The organism is Rathayibacter sp. VKM Ac-2805 (assembly GCF_009834265.1).
Taxonomy (GTDB): Bacteria; Actinomycetota; Actinomycetes; order Actinomycetales; family Microbacteriaceae; genus Rathayibacter.
In genome coordinates this window covers 2752030-2768498 of record NZ_CP047185.1, presented here as the reverse complement: position 1 = coordinate 2768498, position 16469 = coordinate 2752030, and the positions used below count along the sequence as shown (strand labels likewise).

Genomic DNA, 16469 nt, shown 5'->3' with positions numbered 1-16469 from the left:
CGTCAGGCCGGAGCGGGGACCGCCTCGTCCGCCCAGCCGGCCTCACGGAGCGCTGCGCGGGCCTCGGCTCGGGCCGAGTACGGCGTGCGCACGCCGAGGATGTCGCGGTAGTTCTGGTGCCCGGGGCCGGCCCAGAGGATGGCGTCGCCCTCGTGCGCCAGGGACACGGCGACGCGGATGGCGCGCTTGGGGTCGTCGACCTCGTGGATCTCGGCGTCCGGACGCGCGGCGCGGGCGGCCTCGACGAGGGTGCGCCGGATCGAGGCCGGGTCCTCGAAGCGCGGGTGGTGGTCGGTGACGACCAGCACGTCGCTGCCCAGGACGGCGGCTTCGGCCATCGCCGGGCGCTTGAGCGCGTCCCGGTCGCCGTCGGCGCCGAACACCATGACCACGCGGCCGGGAGTGACCTCGCGGACGGCCTCCAAGGTGCGGGCGAAGGCGTCGGCACTGTGGCCGAAGTCGACGTACACCGTGGGGCCGCGCTCGCCCGAGACGCGCTCGGTGCGGCCGGGGAGGGAGGCGTCCACTCCGCCGTCGCGGTGCAGCGCGGCGCGGATCTCGCCGATCGGCCGACCGGACTCGATCAGCATCACGATCGCCAGCCCGGCGTTGGCGGCCATGTGGGTGCCGATGATCGGGACGGAGGTCGTGATGGCACGGCCCTCGCGGTTGCCGATCCGGAAGCGGGTGCGACCGAACTCCTGCTCGAGCACCGTCACGGTCCAGTCGGCGTCGACGCCCGGGAGGGAGGTGATCGTGGTGACCGGCACGCCGGCGACCTCGACGAGGCGCGCGCCCGCGGGGGAGTCGAGCGAGACGACGGCCCGGCGCGCGCGATCGGGCTGGAACAGCTGGGCCTTCTCGCCGAAGTAGGTGTCCATGTCGCCGTAGTCGTCGAGGTGGTCGTGGCTGAGGTTAGTGAAGCCGGCGACGTCGAAGACCACGCCGTCGACGCGGTGGCGGGTGAGCGCCTGGGCGCTGACCTCGATCGCGGCCGCGCCGACGCCCTCCTCCTCCATGCGGGCGACGAGCGCGTGCAGCTCCGTCGCCTCCGGGGTGGTCAGGCCGCTGGTCACCGAGGTGTCGCCGATGTGACGCTCCGCGGTCGAGCTGAGGCCGGGAACGACGCCGAGCTGGCGGAGGATCCCCTCGAGCATGTGGACGGTCGACGTCTTGCCGTTGGTGCCGGTCACGCCGAGCAGCACGGGGGAGCGCTCGGCCGTCCCGTAGACGGCGGCGGCGACGGCGCCCAGGCGGGAGCGGGGGTCGTCGACCACGAGGACGGGCAGACCGGTCGCGCGCGCGGCGTCGGCGCCCGCGGTGTCGGTCAGCACGGCGGAGGCGCCGCGGGCCACGGCCTGCTCGACGAACTCGGCCCCGTGGCGGTTGACCCCGGGCAGGGCGACGAAGAGGTCGCCGGGCTCGACGTCGGAGGCGATCAGCGTCACTCCGCTGATCTCGGCCGTCAGGCCGCCCTCGTCGCCGATCTCGAGCGTCCGAGCGAGGGCGGCGAGAGGGACGGAGGGTGCGGTGAGGGGTCGGAGCATGGGGTCCTTCCATCGACGGCTCCGTGGGGGGCCGTGCGGCCGAGGGGGCGGTCGCACGCGGAGTCGTGGCTGTCACTCAAGCTAGGGGGTCTGCTTATGTGAATCCTTAGAGGATATGCGCGACCCGCGTGGAGGGGCACGGGTGGACAGAACCGATCGCCGGTGCTTCAGCAGTTGCGCAGGAACGGGTCTGTCTAGGCTCGGAGGATGACGTCGAACGAGAACGAGCCGACCGATGGGCGCCCCGTCCGCCGCCGAGCCCTGGTCATCGGGGGTGTGGCCGCCGCGGCGGGCCTGACCGCGCTGGGGGTCGGAGCCGCCATCGGGAACGGAGCGCCGGCGCCCTCGCCGACCCCCTCGACGGCGCCGCCCGCTCCGTCGCCCTCCGCGGCCGCGACCACCTCGACGCCCACGGCGGTGCCGACCGCCACTCCCACTCCCACTCCCACTCCCACCGCCTCCGGGATCGACCTCACCGCGCAGTCCGTCGACGACCCGGCGAGCACCTGGGTCGTCGTCAACAAGCTGCGGACGCTCGCGCCGGTCGATTACGTCCCCGCCGACCTGACCTTCCCCGACGTGCCCTACGTCAACCGGCAGCCGATGCGCCAGGCGACCGCGGATGCCCTCGTCCCGCTCTTCGCCGCCGCCCGCTCCGAGGCCGGCCTCTCACTGGCCGTGCAGAGCGCCTACCGCTCCTACGACACCCAGGTCAGCGTCTACGCAGGCTGGGTGTCCTCGCGCGGACAGGCGGGAGCGGATGCGACGAGTGCGCGCCCGGGGCACAGCGAGCACCAGACCGGCTGGGCGGTCGACGTGGTGGGAGCGTCGGGCGCGTGCGCGCTCGAGATCTGCTGGGGCGACACTCCGGAGGGGCAGTGGGTCGGCGCCAACGCCCACCGCTTCGGCTTCCTCGTGCGCTACAAGCCCGACACCACTCCGATCACGGGGTACGAGTCGGAGCCGTACCACCTGCGGTACGTCGGGACCCAGCTCTCCGGGTACCTGCACGACTCCGGCATCGAGACGCTCGAGCGCGTCTTCGGCCTTCCGGATGCGCCCGATTACGCGCCGGGGACCACTTCCTAGGCGGTCTAGCGATCACAGACGGACACGATCGGGCGTGACACGCGCCGCTCGTTACCGTACTGTTATTCGGAGCGCTTTCGGAGGCCCGTCTGACGGGTCTCCCACCCCCGCCTGGTGACATAGCCGCTTCCCCTGCTCCCGAGCCCGGTCCCCCGCCGAGCCGCCGACCCGTGAGACCTCTCTGTGCCCCCTCGCTCCACCCGCTCCACCCTGCCCGCCGACCACCCCGCGACCCCCGCGCCGACCCCCGGCGCTCCGCTGACCCGCCGCGAGGCCCGCGAGCGCGAGGGCCGCATCCGGCCCGCCGCACCCGCCGCCGCTCCCGCGCAGCCCTCGGCTCCCGCCCCGGTGCACCCCGCCCCGGAGGGATCGTTCTCGTCCCGCCGCGACCGCCGCGAAGCGGAGGGGCACCGGCTCCGCACCGCGCCCGCCCGCCGCGGGGCCTCCTTCTTCCGCCCGTCCCCGCGCACGCTGGCGCTCGCCGTCTCCGGCGGGCTCGTCGTCGTGGCCGTCGCGTCGAGCCTGAGCCTCACCGTCGGCACCGGCTCCTCGGCCGAGTCGGCCACCGCGACGCCCTCCGCTGCTCCGACCTCGACCAGCGTCGCCGTGCTCCCCGCGACCACCGCCTCCGCCCGGGTCGTCCTCAGCTCCGTCTCCACCACCTCCGGCACCGTCGCCGGCGGCACGAGCGTGACGCTCGAGGGATCGAACCTGGACTCGGTCGCGACCGTCCGCTTCGGCGAGGCCGAGGGCAGCGTCGCGGTCGACAACCCCGACCAGATCACGGTCACCGCCCCTCCGGCCGACGGAGAGGCAGCGGGCGAGGTCCCGGTCGCCTTCTTCGACGCCGACGGTCAGGCCATCACGTTCGACGCGGTCACCGACTCCGCCGCGGCGGTCACCGTCGACGGGACCCCGGCCGACGCGGTGCAGCCGGCCGTCGACACGTCGGGCGCCGCGGAGGGCACGACGGCCGAGGCCTCGACCGACCTCGCCGCCCCGACCGCGACCGCCACTCCCAGCCCCGCCGCGACCGGCGTGCTCGCCAGCACGAAGGTCGTCGCCTCGGCGATCACCTTCGCCTACACGCCCGACCCGGCGATCGAGGCCGCGAAGGCCCAGGCCGCGCTGGACGCGAGCCGCCTGGCCTCGCAGCTCGACTACCTCTCCACCTACTGGAACGACTACAACTCGGCCCAGTACGGCGTGATCTCGGGCAACGACTGCGTCAATTTCACCTCGCAGTCGCTGATCGCCCGCGGCTGGGAGATGGACGGCGAGTGGAGCTACTCCTCCTCCGGCGGCTACAGCTCCGCCTGGGCGTCGTCGACAGCGTTCAACGCCTACCTCGCCGCGCACCCCGAGCGCGCGACCGCCATCCCCGACTCCGAGCGGAGCCGGGTGAAGCCGGGCGACATCGTCCAGTTCGACTGGGACGGCTCGGGCGACTGGGACCACACGGGCGTCGTGACCAGCGTCGACGGCGACAGGATCCTCTACTCCTCGCACACCGCCGACAACCACGACCAGAGCATCGACGCGGCCTCCGCCGGCCGGATCATGTTCTGGGGCGTCTGACGCTCGACGCACCCGCTCCACGCACGACGACGGGGCCGCCACCGCTGATGCGGTGACGGCCCCGTCGAGGTTCCGGTCAGATCACTTCTTGAAGACGTCCTTGACGTCCTCGCCGACCTTCTTGGTGTGGGCCTTCGTCTGGTCGGCCTGGCCCTCGGCCTCGAGGCGCTCGTTGTCCGTCAGCTTGCCGACGGCCTCCTTGGCCTTGCCGACCAGGTTCTCGGCTGCGTTGCGGATCTTGTCGTCTGCACCCATGAGGGGCTCCTTCTGTTCGGTGTGACCATCCGTCGGCGGGTGCCGGGGAAGCTGCGGGACCGGGGTCAGGCGACCCGGTCCTCCTTGGAGAAGCCGGCCCGGGCGCTCGAGGCGACCTCGAGCAGGACCGGCAGGCGGGCGCCGAGCAGGGCGTCGAGCGCGTCGACCTCCTGGTGCACGGCGTCGACCACGGTGCGGGGCGAGACGCCGCCGCGGGGGAGGACGCGCACCTTCAGCGCCGTCTCGGAGCCGTGGCGGTAGGCCGCGACGGTGACGTCGAGGAGCTCCGTCCGCCCGGCGAGAGCCGTCTCGAGGACGTCCTCCGCGAAGCCGGTCGCGATCTCGATCCCTCCGGCGGGCGCGCCCTCGGCCTCGTCGCGGAGGACGGTGCCGGTGCGGCCGTGACCGTGGGCGAAGGCCATCACCAGCGCGAGGACGATGCCGAGGAGGCAGATCCCGACGACGGCGTAGAGCGGCCAGAGGACGGCGGCATCGCTCCAGGCGGTGCCCTCCTCGGGGGAGAGGCGCGACACCAGGGCCGCGCCCTCGCCGTCGGCGAAGGAGAGGAAGGAGTCGCGGACCGGCTGCGAGACGGCGATCAGGACGGCTCCGGCGCTGACCAGCGCGAGCACGAGGCCCACGACGAGCAGGACGAGCCGGTTGACGAAGCGGTTGCTCGTGGTCATCAGATCCTCCCGGAGGTCGAGACGCGGACGGTGGAGCGCGGGGCGGGCTTCGCGCCGATGCGGACGAGCTCCTCGTCGACGGCGCTCTGCACGGCGTCGCGGTCGACCGCGACGCCGGAGGCGGGGGTCACCTCGACCAGTGCGGTGCGCCGGCCGAGCGAGGCGCGGGTGTCCTCGCGGCGGGAGTGGGCGGCCGTGCGGGCTGCCCGAGCCAGGGAGGAGGCGATCACGCCGTCGTCCACGACCACGGCGAGGCGGTCGTCGTCCACGGTGTGGCGGGCCCGGGCCCCGGGCGCCAGTGCGAGCACCAGCAGGACCAGGGCGAGGACGCCCGTGCCGACGGCCACGCCGATGAGGGCGGGGTTCGCCAGCGACGCGACTCCGACGATCGCGCCCAGCAGGGCGGACGGTGCGGCGAGCAGGGGCGCGGCGCCGAGGATCGCGAGCACCGCCTCCGTGCCGACGTAGGCCGCGACCAGGGCGATGAGCACCAGGACGACGATCTGCGCGGCGGAGCGGGACTTGTGGGTCTCGCGACGGAGGTAGCGGCTGTAGCGGGTGTCGGGCGCCGACAGTGCGGGGCTCATGCGACTCTCCTCGTGCTTCGGGTGCGGGTGCCCGTGACCCGGATGTCGATCCGGCTGACGGTGCGCCCGGTCAGCGCCTCCATGCGGGAGGCGATGCGGGTGCGGTCGCCGTGCAGGCGCTCGAGCAGGGAGCCGCCGGCCGGGGCGGTGCCCGGCTCGACGACGACCGGCGCGGTCACCGCGAGGGCGAGGCCGCCCCGGTCGTCGGAGAGGCGGACGCGGATCGCGGAGACCTCCACGCCCAGCTCCTCGTGGACGATCGCCACGGCGGCGCGCTCGATGGAGCGGACGGTGATGGTGACGGTGCCCGCCACCGGCGATGCGGGACGCGTGTCGAGAGCGGTCACGTGGGCTCCTAGCGGGAGGTGGTGCGGCCGCGGAACACGTCCACGAGGCTGCGCACGTCGAGGGTGCCGTCGGCGATGCGGGCGATCACGACGCCGAGGGCCATGAAGAGGGCCGTGAGGACGAAGCCCCAGAAGCCGAACATCAGGGCCGCGAAGGCGAGGATCGCGCCGACCACGACACCGAGGACGGTGCTGCGGCCGCCGGGGGCGGTGGGCGCGGGGCGCTGGAAGTCGCTCATCGGACGCGGCTCTCGGCAGCGTCGTCGTCGTCGGTCTTGTCGTCGCCCGGGATGTGCACGTCGACGATCGCGACGTTGATCTCGGAGGCCTCCATGCCGATGAGCTCGGTGATGGCCTCGGAGACGGCGGCGCGGACGGAGTCGGCGACCTTCTGCATCGGCACGGGGTACTCGACGACGATGGTGACGTCGGCCGCGACCTGCGTCTCGCCGACCTCGACGCTCACGCCCTGGGCGTGGTCGGCACCGCCGACGACCTGGCGGATCGCGCCGAAGGCACGGGCGGCGTTGTTGCCGAGGGCGAAGACGCCGGGCACCTGGCGGGCCGCGATGCCGGCGACTTTGGCCACGACGCTGTCGTCGATGACCGTGGTGCCCTGGGCGGTGCCGGAGGTCCGCGAGCCGCCGAGGCTCGTGACCGTGTCGACGGGGGTCTTGTCGACGCGGGTGGTGGAGGGGGTGCGCGTGGTGTCGCTCATGAGGTCTCCTGAACGTCTCATCGGCTGCCGTTGCTGAGCAGACCGGGGTCGAAGGCCCGGCGGAAATCCGGTCGGGCTGTGCTTTCATGAGTGAGACGGAGCCCGGACGGCGTTCGTCACGGTGCTCGGTGGACTTTTTCCTGAGCGTCACCTGAGAGGCGGCCCGAGGCCGCGTGAGCGGAGAGGGAGGAGGCGCCGTGCCCGGACTGGAAGCGGCGAGCGACGCGCTGCTCGCCGAGCGCTCCGCCGAGGGCGACGTGCGCGCCTTCGAGGAGCTCGTCAAGCGGCACCAGTCGATCCTCCGCGCCTACGCCTGGCGCCTCACCGGCTCGCAGGCCGACGCCTCCGACGCCGTGCAGAACGCGCTGATCACGGTCTGGGCGCAGCTCCCGCAGCTCAAGGAGCCGGCGAGCGTGCGCAGCTGGATGATGCGGATCGTCAGCCGCTCCAGCGTCGACCTGCTGCGCCAGCGCCGACCGACCGACGACGTCGACGCCGTGGAGCATCCCCCGGCCCGAGAGCCCGGCCCGTTCGAGGCCGCCGAGCAGAGCGACGCCATGCGGGCTCTCGCGCACGCCCTGTCCGAACTGCCGGAGTCGCAGCGGCAGTGCTGGGTGCTGCGCGAGGTCGGCGGGGAGTCGTACAACGAGATCGCCGATCACCTCGGTCTCACGGTGACCGCCGTGCGGGGCAAGCTCGCCCGAGCGCGCGAGTCGCTGGTCGTGGCGATGGAGGACTGGCGATGAGGGAGCAGACGCGATGAACGCGGACCAGGGTCCCGGCGACGGGCCGGAGCGCGCGGGGGAGCACGACGTCGTGCTGCCGCCCGCGCTCGAGCAGGAGGCGGACGCTACGGAGCAGGAGGGCATCGGCATCGACGAGCTGAGCGACTACCTCGACCGCGGGCGCACTCCGTACGACCCCGCCATCGAGGAGTCGCCGGAGCACCGGCGCACTCTGCGCGCCCTCGAGCGCGTGCGCGCCCTCTCCGGCGCGCTCATCGACGACGACGCCGCACGCCTGCCCGCGCCGGAGGAGAGCTGGTTCGGCTCGATCCTCACCCAGGTGCGCCGCGAGTCGCGGGCCGGACGCGACATCCCGCTGGCGAGCGTCCAGCCCGACGTGGCGCTCACGATCACCGAAGGAGCGGTCCGCGGACTCGTGCGCGAGGCGGGCGACAGCGTCGCCGGCGTGCTGGTCGGCCGCTGCCGCCTGGTCGGCGACATCGCCGAGCCGGGCGCGGAGGTCGTGGTGGAGCTGACGATCTCGGTCTTCTGGGGGGTGCCGATCGCCGAGGCGGCCCAGCAGGTGCGCGAGCGCGTGCACTCGCGGCTGCTGACCCAGACCGAGCTGCGGGTGTCGAGGATCGACGTCCGCGTGGAGGACGTCTACGTCCCCGGGACGGAGGAGTCGTGAGCGGCCTCGAGGCGGCGGCCCCGGTCGATCCGGTGTCCGCGCTCGCTGCGGGGCTGCGCGCCCTGGACGGCGTCGCGACCCTGATGCCGGCCAGGCCCGAGGTGCGCGACGTGCTCGCGCATGCGGCGACGGCGCTGAGCGCGACCGGGATCGTGGTCGAGCCGCTGGGCACCGCGAGCGGCGGCACCTTCGCCGATCCGGTCCTGGTCCGCGTCGCGGGGGACGAGGTGTCCGTGGCCGTCGACCTCTGCGTGACCGCGGAGGCGTCCGCGCCGGACGTGGCGCGCGCGATCGGAGCCGCGGTGCGCGAGTGGTGCGTCCGGGTGCATCCGGAGCTGCGGCCGCGGGTGACCGTCCGGGTCGCCGCGATCGACTAGCCGGATCGGGGAGCGGGCGCGGCTGTCCGCTGGGCGGGACGCCCCGCCGCGAGGAGCGGAGCCGGGACGGTCGGTCCCGTGCTTCCCTCCTCCGGAGTGCACCCTGCCGACCGGAGCGACGGTGCTGCGGGCCGCCGGGGTCGGTGTCCGCTCCGTCCTCCCTGAGGAGCTTCCCGCTCAGGCGAGCCTCCCCGAAGAGCTTCCCCCTCAGGCGCGCTCGGCGAGGAACGCGTCCGTCTCGGCCGCCGTCGGCGCGGACACCGCCGCTCCGGCGCGGGTGACCGAGATCGCCGCGGCCGCGCTCGCCCAGCGGGTGAGGGCGACCAGCTGCTCCGGATCGTCGAGCCGTGCTCCCGTGGCGGCGAGCCGGGCCGAGAAGGCGCCGCAGAAGGTGTCGCCGGCGCCGGTGGTGTCCACGGCCTCCACTCGGAAGGCCGGGGTGCGCACCGGCCCGCGGTCGCGGACCGCCACGACGACGCCGTCGGAGCCGAGGGTGACCAGCACGAGCGGCACCAGCGCGGTGAGGGCAGCGGCGAGCGCGTCGTCGTCGGCGGCGGTGATGCCGCGATCGGCGGCGAGCTCGCGGGCCTCGTGCTCGTTGACGATCAGCACGTCGAGCACCGCCAGGAGCTCCTCCGGCAGCGGTCCGATCGGGGCGGCGTTCAGGATCGACACCGTGCCGCCGGCGCGCGCGGCGCGGGCCGCCTCCGTCACCGCCGCCGTCGGGATCTCGAGCTGGAGGAGCAGGGCGTCGGCCGCCGCCACCAGGGCCGACTCCTCGGCGGTCAGCCCGACCAGGGCGGCGTTCGCTCCGGAGTCGACGACGATCGCGTTCTCCCCGCGCTCGTCCACGGTGATCTGCGCGGTGCCGGTGCGGACGTCGCCGCGGCGGGCGCGCAGCTCCAGCGGCTCCTCGCCGAGGACCGCGGCGAGCCGGTCTCCCGCCGAGTCGCGTCCGAGGCTCGTGACGAAGACGGTGCCGGGCTCGGTCCGTGCGGCCGCGACGGCCTGGTTGAGGCCCTTGCCGCCCGGGAAGGTGCTCGCGTCGAGGGCGAGCACCGTCTCTCCGGGAGCGGGGATCCGGGCGACCCGGTGGACGTGGTCGAGGTTGGCGCTTCCGAGCACGAGGAGGGGCATGCCCTCGACGTTAGAGCACGCGCAAGGGGGTCCGCCGCGGGCTCGGCCGCACCTACGGTGGAGGCATGGAAACTCGAATCCTCGGACGCACCGGCGCCCCCGTCTCCGTCGTCGGCCTCGGAACCTGGCAGCTCGGTGCCGACTGGGGGGACGTCGCCGAGACCGACGCCCTCGCCGTGCTCGACGCCGCAGTGGAGTCGGGGGTGACCCTCTTCGACACCGCCGACGTCTACGGCGACGGCCGCAGCGAGCGGACGATCGGCGCCTACCGCGCGGCGCACCCCGACGCGCAGGTCTTCGTCGCCACCAAGATGGGCCGTCGCGCGGAGCAGATCCCCGCCAACTACGTGCTCGACAACTTCCGCGCCTGGACCGACCGCTCGCGCGCCAACCTCGGCGTCGACACCCTCGATCTGGTGCAGCTGCACTGCCCGCCCACCTCCGTCTACTCCGACGACGCCGTCTACGACGCCCTCGACACCCTCGTCGCCGAGGGCGCGATCGCCGCCTACGGCGTCTCGGTCGAGCGCACGGAGGAGGCGTTGACCGCCATCGCCCGCCCGAACGTCGCGAGCGTCCAGATCATCCTGAACGCGTTCCGCCTCAAGCCGCTCGACGAGGTGCTGCCCGCCGCCCGCGAGGCCGGCGTCGGCATCCTCGCGCGCGTCCCGCTCGCCTCGGGCCTGCTCAGCGGCCGCTACACGACCGAGACCGTGTTCGCGCCGGAGGACCACCGCAGCTACAACCGCGACGGCTCCGCCTTCGACGTCGGCGAGACCTTCTCGGGCGTCGACTTCGCGACCGGCGTGGAGGCCGCGCAGGAGTTCTCCCGCCTCGCCGACGACCACGGCCTCGCCCCCGCGGCGGCCGCGCTCGCCTGGATCATCCAGCAGGAGGGCGTCACCTCGGTGATCCCCGGCGCCCGCTCGCCCGAGCAGGCCCGCGCCAACGCGGCCGCCGCCTCCGCCGCGCCCCTCGGCCCCGCCTTCATGGAGGCCGTGAACGCCCTCTACGACACCCACTTCCGCCCCACCGTCCACCCGCGCTGGTAGCCGGCCCTTTCCTCACCGCCGCTGAGTCGCCCGAGAAGGCTCGTTCTCCTGGGCGGGAACGAGCCTTCTCGGGCGACTGAGCGCAGCGCCTAGGAGTTCAGCGCCGCGTCCACGATCGTGCGCGCCTCGGCCTGGACCTCGTGCAGGTGGTCGAGGCCGCGGAAGCTCTCGGCGTAGATCTTGTAGACGTCCTCGGTGCCGGAGGGGCGCGCGGCGAACCAGGCGTCCTCGGTGACGACCTTGACGCCTCCGACGGCCGCGCCGTTGCCGGGCGCCTTCGAGAGCTTCGCGGTGATCTCGGACCCGGCGAGGGTCGTCGCCGCGATCGCGTCGCCGTCCAGCTTGCCGAGGGCCGCCTTCTGCGCCTTCGTCGCCACCGCGTCCACGCGCTCGTAGACCGGGTCGCCGAAGCGCTCGGTCAGCTCGCGGTAGAGCGCCGACGGGCTCTTCCCGGTGACCGCCACGATCTCGGAGGCGAGCAGCGCGAGGAGGATGCCGTCCTTGTCGGTGGTCCAGACGGTGCCGTCGAAGCGGAGGAACGAGGCGCCCGCGGACTCCTCGCCGCCGAAGCCGACCGAGCCGTCGACCAGCCCGGGGACGAACCACTTGAAGCCCACCGGGACCTCCCAGAGGCGCCGGCCCAGCGACTCCGCGACCCGGTCGATGATCGAGGAGGAGACCAGCGTCTTGCCGATCGCCGCGTCCTCGCGCCAGCCGGTGCGGTGGCGGTAGAGGTAGTCGATCGCGACGGCCAGGTAGTGGTTGGGGTTCATCAGCCCGCCGTCGGGGGTGACGATGCCGTGCCGGTCCGCGTCGGCGTCGTTGCCGGTGAGGATGTCGAAGTCGCCGGCGCGCGCGACCACCGAGGCCATCGCGCTGGGGGAGGACGGGTCCATCCGGATCTTGCCGTCCCAGTCGAGGGTCATGAAGCCCCAGGCCGGGTCGACCTCCCCGTTCACCACGGTCAGGTCGAGGCCGTGCATCTCGGCGATCAGCTGCCAGTAGTGCACGGAGGCGCCGCCGAGGGGGTCGGCCCCGATCCGCACGCCGGCCTTCCGGATCGCGTCGAGGTCGATGATGTTCGCCAGGTCCGCGACGTAGTGAGTGCGGTAGTCGTAGGTCTCGACCGCGGAGGGCTCGGCCGAGGTCACGCCGCGGTTGCCGTCGGCGATGAGCTCATTGGCCCGGTCGGCGATCCAGGTCGTCGCGTCGGAGTCGGCGGGGCCGCCGTGCGGCGGGTTGTACTTGAAGCCGCCGTCGCGGGGCGGGTTGTGCGAGGGGGTGACCACGATGCCGTCGGCCCGGTCGGTGTGCGCGGGGTCGTTGTTGTAGCGGAGGATCGCGTGGCTGAGCGCCGGGGTCGGCACGAAGTCGTCGAACTCGTCCACGAGCACGCGGACCTGGTTGCCCACCAGGACCTCGAGGGCGGTGGTGAGGGCCGGGCGGGAGAGCCCGTGCGTGTCGGCGCCGATGAACAGCGGGCCGGTGATGCCCTGCTCGGTCCGGTACTCGACGATCGCCTGGGTGACGGCGGCGATGTGGTCCTCGTTGAAGGCCGTGTCGAACGAGGATCCGCGGTGGCCCGAGGTGCCGAACACCACCTTCTGAGCCGGGTCGGAGACGTCCGGCTTCTTCTCGTAGTACGCCCTCACGAGGGCCTCGACGTCGATGAGATCGGAGGCCTGTGCCGGCTTCCCTGCGCGATCGGTCATGCGGTCCATAGTGGCAGTCCGGCCCCCTCCAGGGGTACCGCGGCTGGCTAGGCTTGCGCCATGCCCGACAGCGCCCCCGAGACCCGTGCCTACAGCTATCTCGGGCCCAGCGGCACGTTCACGGAGGCGGCCCTCGCGCAGGTCCCGGAGGCGCGCGGACAGCTGTGGCGCAGCGTCGCGAACGTGGGGGAGGCGCTGAGCGATCTGGTCACCGGCCGCAGCGACGGCGCGGTGATCGCGATCGAGAACTCGGTCGAGGGCGGAGTGACGGCCGCGCAGGACGCACTGGCGCGGATTCCGGGGCTGCGCATCGTCGGCGAGTACCTGGTGCCGGTGTCGTTCATCCTGGTCGGCCGCCCGGGGACGAGCCTCGAGGAGGTGCGCACCGTCGCCGCGCACCCCGTCGCCTACGGGCAGTGCCGGGTGTGGCTCGACCGTGAGATCCCCAGCCACGAGCACCTGCCGGCCTCCAGCAACGTCCAGGCCACCGTCGACCTGCTGGGCGGATCTCCCGCGGACGCGGCCATCGCCCCTCCCGGGATCGTCGCCCACCACGACGTCGCGGTGCTGGCGGAGGGGATCGGCGACAATCCGAACGCCGTCACGCGCTTCGTGCACGTCTCGCGCTCGCACGCGCTGCCCGAGCCGACCGGCGCCGACAAGACCAGCGTGATCGCCGAGCTCCCGGCCGACCAGCCGGGCGCCCTGCTCGACATGCTCGAGCAGTTCGCGACCCGCGGGGTGAACCTGAGCATGATCCAGTCGCGGCCGATCGGCGACGCCCTCGGCCGGTACCGGTTCGTCATCGACCTCGACGGGCACGTCCAGGACGAGCGGGTCGCCGACGCGCTGATGGGGCTGCGGCGCTTCAGCCCGAAGGTGATCTTCCTCGGCTCGTATCCGCGCGCTGACCGCCGCCCGGTCACCTCCGTGCGACGCTACGACGACGAGGTGTTCCTCGAGGCCCGCGACTGGCTGCGCGGGATCCTCTCCCACGAGCCGGAGGTCGACGATGACCGGGGACGACGATGACGGGTCGCGACGATGACTGACGACGACGAACGGGTCGACCCGCGCTACGACCCGGCCTTCCAGCGCGGGTTCTCGGGACCGGTGGAGCGTCTGAGGGGCGACGAGCGGGCGTTCGCCAGGCCCGGCACGGGTGCCGCCCCCGGCGCTCCCGCCGCCACGTCCGGAGCCGCCGCTCGTCCCGCGCTCCCGGAGTCGCGCGTGGTCCGCCCCGGCTCCTCGTCCGTGCCCGGACCGCGCCGCATCATGGCCCTGCCCGACATCGCCGGAGCCGCCGAGGGCCGGCGGTCGCACCGCCTCGGCGCCGAGACCGCGCCCGCACCCCTGCCGGAGCCGGCCGCCGACCCCGCTCCCGAGGCTCCCGCCGAGCCCGTGCGCGAGGCGCCCCTGCTGCGGAACCCGTGGCTCCTCGTGCTCCTGCTCGCCGGCCTCGCGGGGACCCTGATCGGCCTCGCGCTCCTCTACACCGGCTACTCCTCGCCTCCTCCGCCCTACTACGGCGACTCCGACGTGCCCTCGCCCGCGTGGATCCAGCGGCAGCTCCTCTACTACTCCTGCATCCCCCTGCTGGGCTGCCTGCCGGCGTCGCTTCTGCTGGCGGTCGGAGTGGCCGCGCTGCGGTGGCGCGGCGTCGCCCTGCGGCCCCGCGCCGAGGAGCCGCGCGAGTCCGCGCAGCTCCTCGAGGCCGAGGCTCAGACTCCGGACGCGCCGAAGAGCAGGCCGAGGAGGTAGGTCACCAGGGCCGCGCCGTAGCCGATCCCGAGCTGGCGCAGCGCCCGGGCCAGAGGCGGGGCGCCCGAGAGCAGCCCGACGACCGCGCCGGTGGCGAGCAGGGCGATGCCCACGAGCACGCAGGCGACGACCACCGCGGCGAGCCCCGTCAGGCCGAGCAGGTAGGGCAGCACCGGGATGATCGCGCCCGAGGCGAAGAAGCAGAAGCTCGACAGCGCCGCGCCCATGCCCGTGCCGATCGACTCGTGCTCGTCGACGTCGGGGTCTCCTGCGGGACCGCCCAGCGTGATGGGGGAGGTGACGGCGCCGCCGCGCAGGCCTGTGAAGACGGAGGCGGCACGCGCGTCGGCCTGCTCCTGGGTCATCCCGCGAGCGCGGTAGACCAGGGCGAGCTCGTTCGCGTCGACGTCCAGATCGGGGACGATGCGGTTCGCGTCGAGGTCCGGGCTGGAGGCCGCGAGCAGCTCGCGCTGCGAGCGCACCGAGACGAACTCGCCCGCGCCCATCGAGAGGGCGCCGGCGAGCAGGCCCGCGATGCCCGTGAACAGGACGACGCCCGTCCCGACTCCGCTCGCTCCCACTCCGAGCACGAGGGCGAGGTTCGAGACCAGGCCGTCGTTCGCTCCGAAGACCGCCGCGCGGAACGTCCCGGAGAGGCGGTTCCGGCCGCGCTCGGCGAGCCCGCGGACGACCTCGCCGTGGATCCGCTCGTCGGCCGCCATCGCCTCGGTGGCGTCGTCGTCGTCGGCGTAGGGGGAGCGGGCCTCGGCGCGCTGGATCAGGGCGAGGACGAACACCGAGCCGAAGCGGCGGGTGAGGAAGCCGAGGAAGCGCGTGCGGAGGTCCGGGCGGGGCGCGGGCTCCGCCGCGGAGCCGAGCAACTCCCGCCAGTGCTCCTCGTGGCGGCCCTCGGCCACGGCGAGCGCGAGCAGGATCTCCCGCTCCTCGCCGGAGCGGCGGCCGGCGAGGTCGCGGTACACGGAGGCCTCGGCGAGCTCGTCGGCGAGGTAGCGGCGCCAGCGGCGCACCTGTGCGGGACTGGGGGTGGGGGCGGTGGTAGCCATGCGATCTCCTGGCTCAGGTCCGCCGACCCGCGCGAGAGGACCGGTCAGGACGTGCGTCGACTGACCGAAGGTCTCGTTCGCCCCGGCCGGAGCAGGGGTGGAGCGCCGGGCCCGGATCGTCCCGGACCAGCATGTCGACGCGCCTCGTCGTCCGCTCGGCGGACGGTGGGAACTACTCCCCTTCGCGGGGACCACCGTAGCCGAGATCGGAGGAGAACGCCCGGCCGATCCGTGGGCCGTCGGGCGGACGTCCGCCCGGCCCGGGCCGGAGCGTCGTCGCGGAGGCTCGCCCCGGGTCAGAGCGAGGCGGTCGCCCGGGCGGCGCGGCGGGCCTGGCGCTCGTGCTCGGCGTCCAGGAGCGTGCGCGTGGCGGGGACCGCCAGGAACTCGACCAGGGTGTCCGTCTCCTCGACGATGCGCTCGGCGCGGTCGAGCGGGTCGGTGCGCAGGAGGCGGCGGGCGGCGGACGCGACGTGCGCCGGCTTCGCCGCCAGGGCGCGCACGCGCTCGTCGACGCGACCGGCGAGGTCGGCGCGCGGCACGACCTCGGTCACGAGCTGCCACTCCAGCGCCTCGGCCGCGCGGACCGGGCGGCCCGACAGCACGAAGTCCAGGGCGCGGCGGCGGCCGACGACGCGGGGGAGCGCGGCGGTGACTCCGACGTCCGGGACGAGCCCGACGTCGCCGTACGCGCTGAGGAAGAGGGCGGCGGGAGTCGCGATCACGATGTCGGCGGCCAGAGCGAAGGCGATGCCGGCGCCGGCGACCATGCCGTCGATCGCGCAGACGACGACGGCGCGGCTGTCCTCGAGCAGGCGGATCACCTGGGCGGTCGTGGTCGCGACGTCGCGCAGGTAGTGGTCCGGGTGCTCGGACCCCATGATCGCCGAGATGTCGCCGCCCGTGCAGAACGCGCGGCCGGCCGCGGCGATCACGATGACGGAGCAGCCGGCGTCGGCGTCGAGGTCGGCGACGGTGCTCAGCAGCAGTCGCGCGGTGCCGAGGTCGATCGCGTTGAGGGCGTCGGGGCGGTTGAGGGTGATCCGGGCGACGGAGCCGTCGCGCTCGAGGACGACGCCGGGGGTCGCGTCGATGAGGGGGGTGGCGTGCATGGGAGAGCCTTCAGGGGAGCAGGGGTGTCGA

Annotated in this window: 19 protein-coding genes; 8 read left to right on the top strand and 11 right to left on the bottom strand. The window is 74.0% G+C overall.

The window, feature by feature from the left end; genetic code table 11:
• Positions 1-2: 2 nt before the first annotated feature.
• Positions 3-1547 carry a UDP-N-acetylmuramoyl-L-alanyl-D-glutamate--2,6-diaminopimelate ligase gene (locus GSU40_RS12965; RefSeq protein WP_104283202.1) on the bottom strand — a complete coding sequence of 515 codons (1545 nt, stop codon included), beginning with the start codon at positions 1545-1547 and terminating at the stop codon, positions 3-5.
• Between the two features lie 207 nt (positions 1548-1754).
• On the opposite strand from GSU40_RS12965, the gene GSU40_RS12960 reads away from it, so the two are divergent.
• Positions 1755-2636, top strand: a complete 882-nt coding sequence (locus tag GSU40_RS12960) for a M15 family metallopeptidase (protein ID WP_160035215.1) — start codon at positions 1755-1757, stop codon at positions 2634-2636.
• A 183-nt stretch (positions 2637-2819) separates the two neighbouring features.
• Positions 2820-4214, top strand: a complete 1395-nt coding sequence (locus GSU40_RS12955; protein WP_104354701.1) for an amidase domain-containing protein — start codon at positions 2820-2822, stop codon at positions 4212-4214.
• 81 nt (positions 4215-4295) lie between these two features.
• Here GSU40_RS12955 and GSU40_RS12950 read toward each other — a convergent pair whose 3' ends face one another.
• The 6 genes from GSU40_RS12950 to GSU40_RS12925 all read right to left on the bottom strand — a co-directional run bounded on the left by GSU40_RS12950 (position 4296) and on the right by GSU40_RS12925 (position 6807).
• Positions 4296-4469, bottom strand: a complete 174-nt coding sequence (locus GSU40_RS12950; protein WP_104226788.1) for a CsbD family protein — start codon at positions 4467-4469, stop codon at positions 4296-4298.
• Positions 4470-4534: 65 nt separating this feature from the next.
• Positions 4535-5155 carry a hypothetical protein gene (locus GSU40_RS12945; protein ID WP_160035213.1) on the bottom strand — a complete coding sequence of 207 codons (621 nt, stop codon included), beginning with the start codon at positions 5153-5155 and terminating at the stop codon, positions 4535-4537.
• Positions 5155-5742 carry a DUF6286 domain-containing protein gene (locus GSU40_RS12940; protein ID WP_160035211.1) on the bottom strand — a complete coding sequence of 196 codons (588 nt, stop codon included), beginning with the start codon at positions 5740-5742 and terminating at the stop codon, positions 5155-5157. Before GSU40_RS12940 ends, GSU40_RS12945 begins: the two co-directional genes overlap by 1 nt.
• Positions 5739-6089 carry a hypothetical protein gene (locus GSU40_RS12935; protein WP_104224953.1) on the bottom strand — a complete coding sequence of 117 codons (351 nt, stop codon included), beginning with the start codon at positions 6087-6089 and terminating at the stop codon, positions 5739-5741. The genes GSU40_RS12940 and GSU40_RS12935 overlap by 4 nt, the downstream gene beginning before the upstream one ends.
• An 8-nt stretch (positions 6090-6097) precedes the next feature.
• Entirely contained in the window at positions 6098-6328 is a 231-nt protein-coding gene (locus GSU40_RS12930; protein WP_104224954.1) for a DUF2273 domain-containing protein, read from the bottom strand.
• A complete protein-coding gene (locus GSU40_RS12925; RefSeq protein WP_159915462.1) occupies positions 6325-6807 on the bottom strand; it encodes an Asp23/Gls24 family envelope stress response protein in 483 nt (160 codons plus the stop codon). The genes GSU40_RS12930 and GSU40_RS12925 overlap by 4 nt, the downstream gene beginning before the upstream one ends.
• 197 nt (positions 6808-7004) lie before the next feature.
• Here GSU40_RS12925 and GSU40_RS12920 point away from each other — a divergent pair, with 197 nt between their 5' ends.
• From GSU40_RS12920 to GSU40_RS12910, 3 genes are read left to right on the top strand one after another with little or no spacing between them, the layout of a single operon-like run.
• Complete coding sequence (locus tag GSU40_RS12920; RefSeq protein ID WP_160035209.1) at positions 7005-7553, top strand: sigma-70 family RNA polymerase sigma factor; 549 nt, start codon at positions 7005-7007, stop codon at positions 7551-7553.
• Between the two features lie 13 nt (positions 7554-7566).
• Positions 7567-8223 carry an Asp23/Gls24 family envelope stress response protein gene (locus tag GSU40_RS12915; RefSeq protein WP_160035207.1) on the top strand — a complete coding sequence of 219 codons (657 nt, stop codon included), beginning with the start codon at positions 7567-7569 and terminating at the stop codon, positions 8221-8223.
• Positions 8220-8600 (top strand): hypothetical protein, encoded by a 381-nt coding sequence (locus tag GSU40_RS12910; RefSeq protein ID WP_104329144.1) that lies wholly within the window; start codon positions 8220-8222, stop codon positions 8598-8600. The genes GSU40_RS12915 and GSU40_RS12910 overlap by 4 nt, the downstream gene beginning before the upstream one ends.
• A 207-nt stretch (positions 8601-8807) precedes the next feature.
• On the opposite strand, the gene GSU40_RS12905 is transcribed toward GSU40_RS12910, so the two are convergent.
• Positions 8808-9737: a ribokinase gene (locus tag GSU40_RS12905; protein WP_160035205.1), complete on the bottom strand. Its 930-nt coding sequence runs from the start codon at positions 9735-9737 to the stop codon at positions 8808-8810.
• Positions 9738-9802: 65 nt separating this feature from the next.
• Here GSU40_RS12905 and GSU40_RS12900 point away from each other — a divergent pair, with 65 nt between their 5' ends.
• Positions 9803-10789 carry an aldo/keto reductase gene (locus GSU40_RS12900; protein WP_104226781.1) on the top strand — a complete coding sequence of 329 codons (987 nt, stop codon included), beginning with the start codon at positions 9803-9805 and terminating at the stop codon, positions 10787-10789.
• 89 nt (positions 10790-10878) lie between these two features.
• Here GSU40_RS12900 and pgm read toward each other — a convergent pair whose 3' ends face one another.
• A complete protein-coding gene (gene pgm / locus GSU40_RS12895; protein WP_104226793.1) occupies positions 10879-12501 on the bottom strand; it encodes a phosphoglucomutase (alpha-D-glucose-1,6-bisphosphate-dependent) in 1623 nt (540 codons plus the stop codon).
• Positions 12502-12561: 60 nt separating this feature from the next.
• On the opposite strand from pgm, the gene pheA reads away from it, so the two are divergent.
• Both pheA and GSU40_RS12885 read left to right on the top strand, forming a co-directional pair.
• The gene (pheA, locus tag GSU40_RS12890) at positions 12562-13533 is read left to right on the top strand and encodes a prephenate dehydratase (RefSeq protein WP_104315321.1); all 972 of its coding nucleotides are present in this window, start codon (positions 12562-12564) and stop codon (positions 13531-13533) included.
• Positions 13534-13545: 12 nt separating this feature from the next.
• Entirely contained in the window at positions 13546-14262 is a 717-nt protein-coding gene (locus tag GSU40_RS12885) for a hypothetical protein (protein ID WP_160035203.1), read from the top strand.
• On the opposite strand, the gene GSU40_RS12880 is transcribed toward GSU40_RS12885, so the two are convergent.
• Positions 14223-15326 (bottom strand): VIT1/CCC1 family protein, encoded by a 1104-nt coding sequence (locus GSU40_RS12880; RefSeq protein WP_160035201.1) that lies wholly within the window; start codon positions 15324-15326, stop codon positions 14223-14225. The genes GSU40_RS12885 and GSU40_RS12880 overlap by 40 nt on opposite strands.
• Before the next feature lie 296 nt (positions 15327-15622).
• Complete coding sequence (locus tag GSU40_RS12875; RefSeq protein WP_104238091.1) at positions 15623-16438, bottom strand: enoyl-CoA hydratase/isomerase family protein; 816 nt, start codon at positions 16436-16438, stop codon at positions 15623-15625.
• Between the last annotated feature and the right edge of the window lie 31 nt (positions 16439-16469).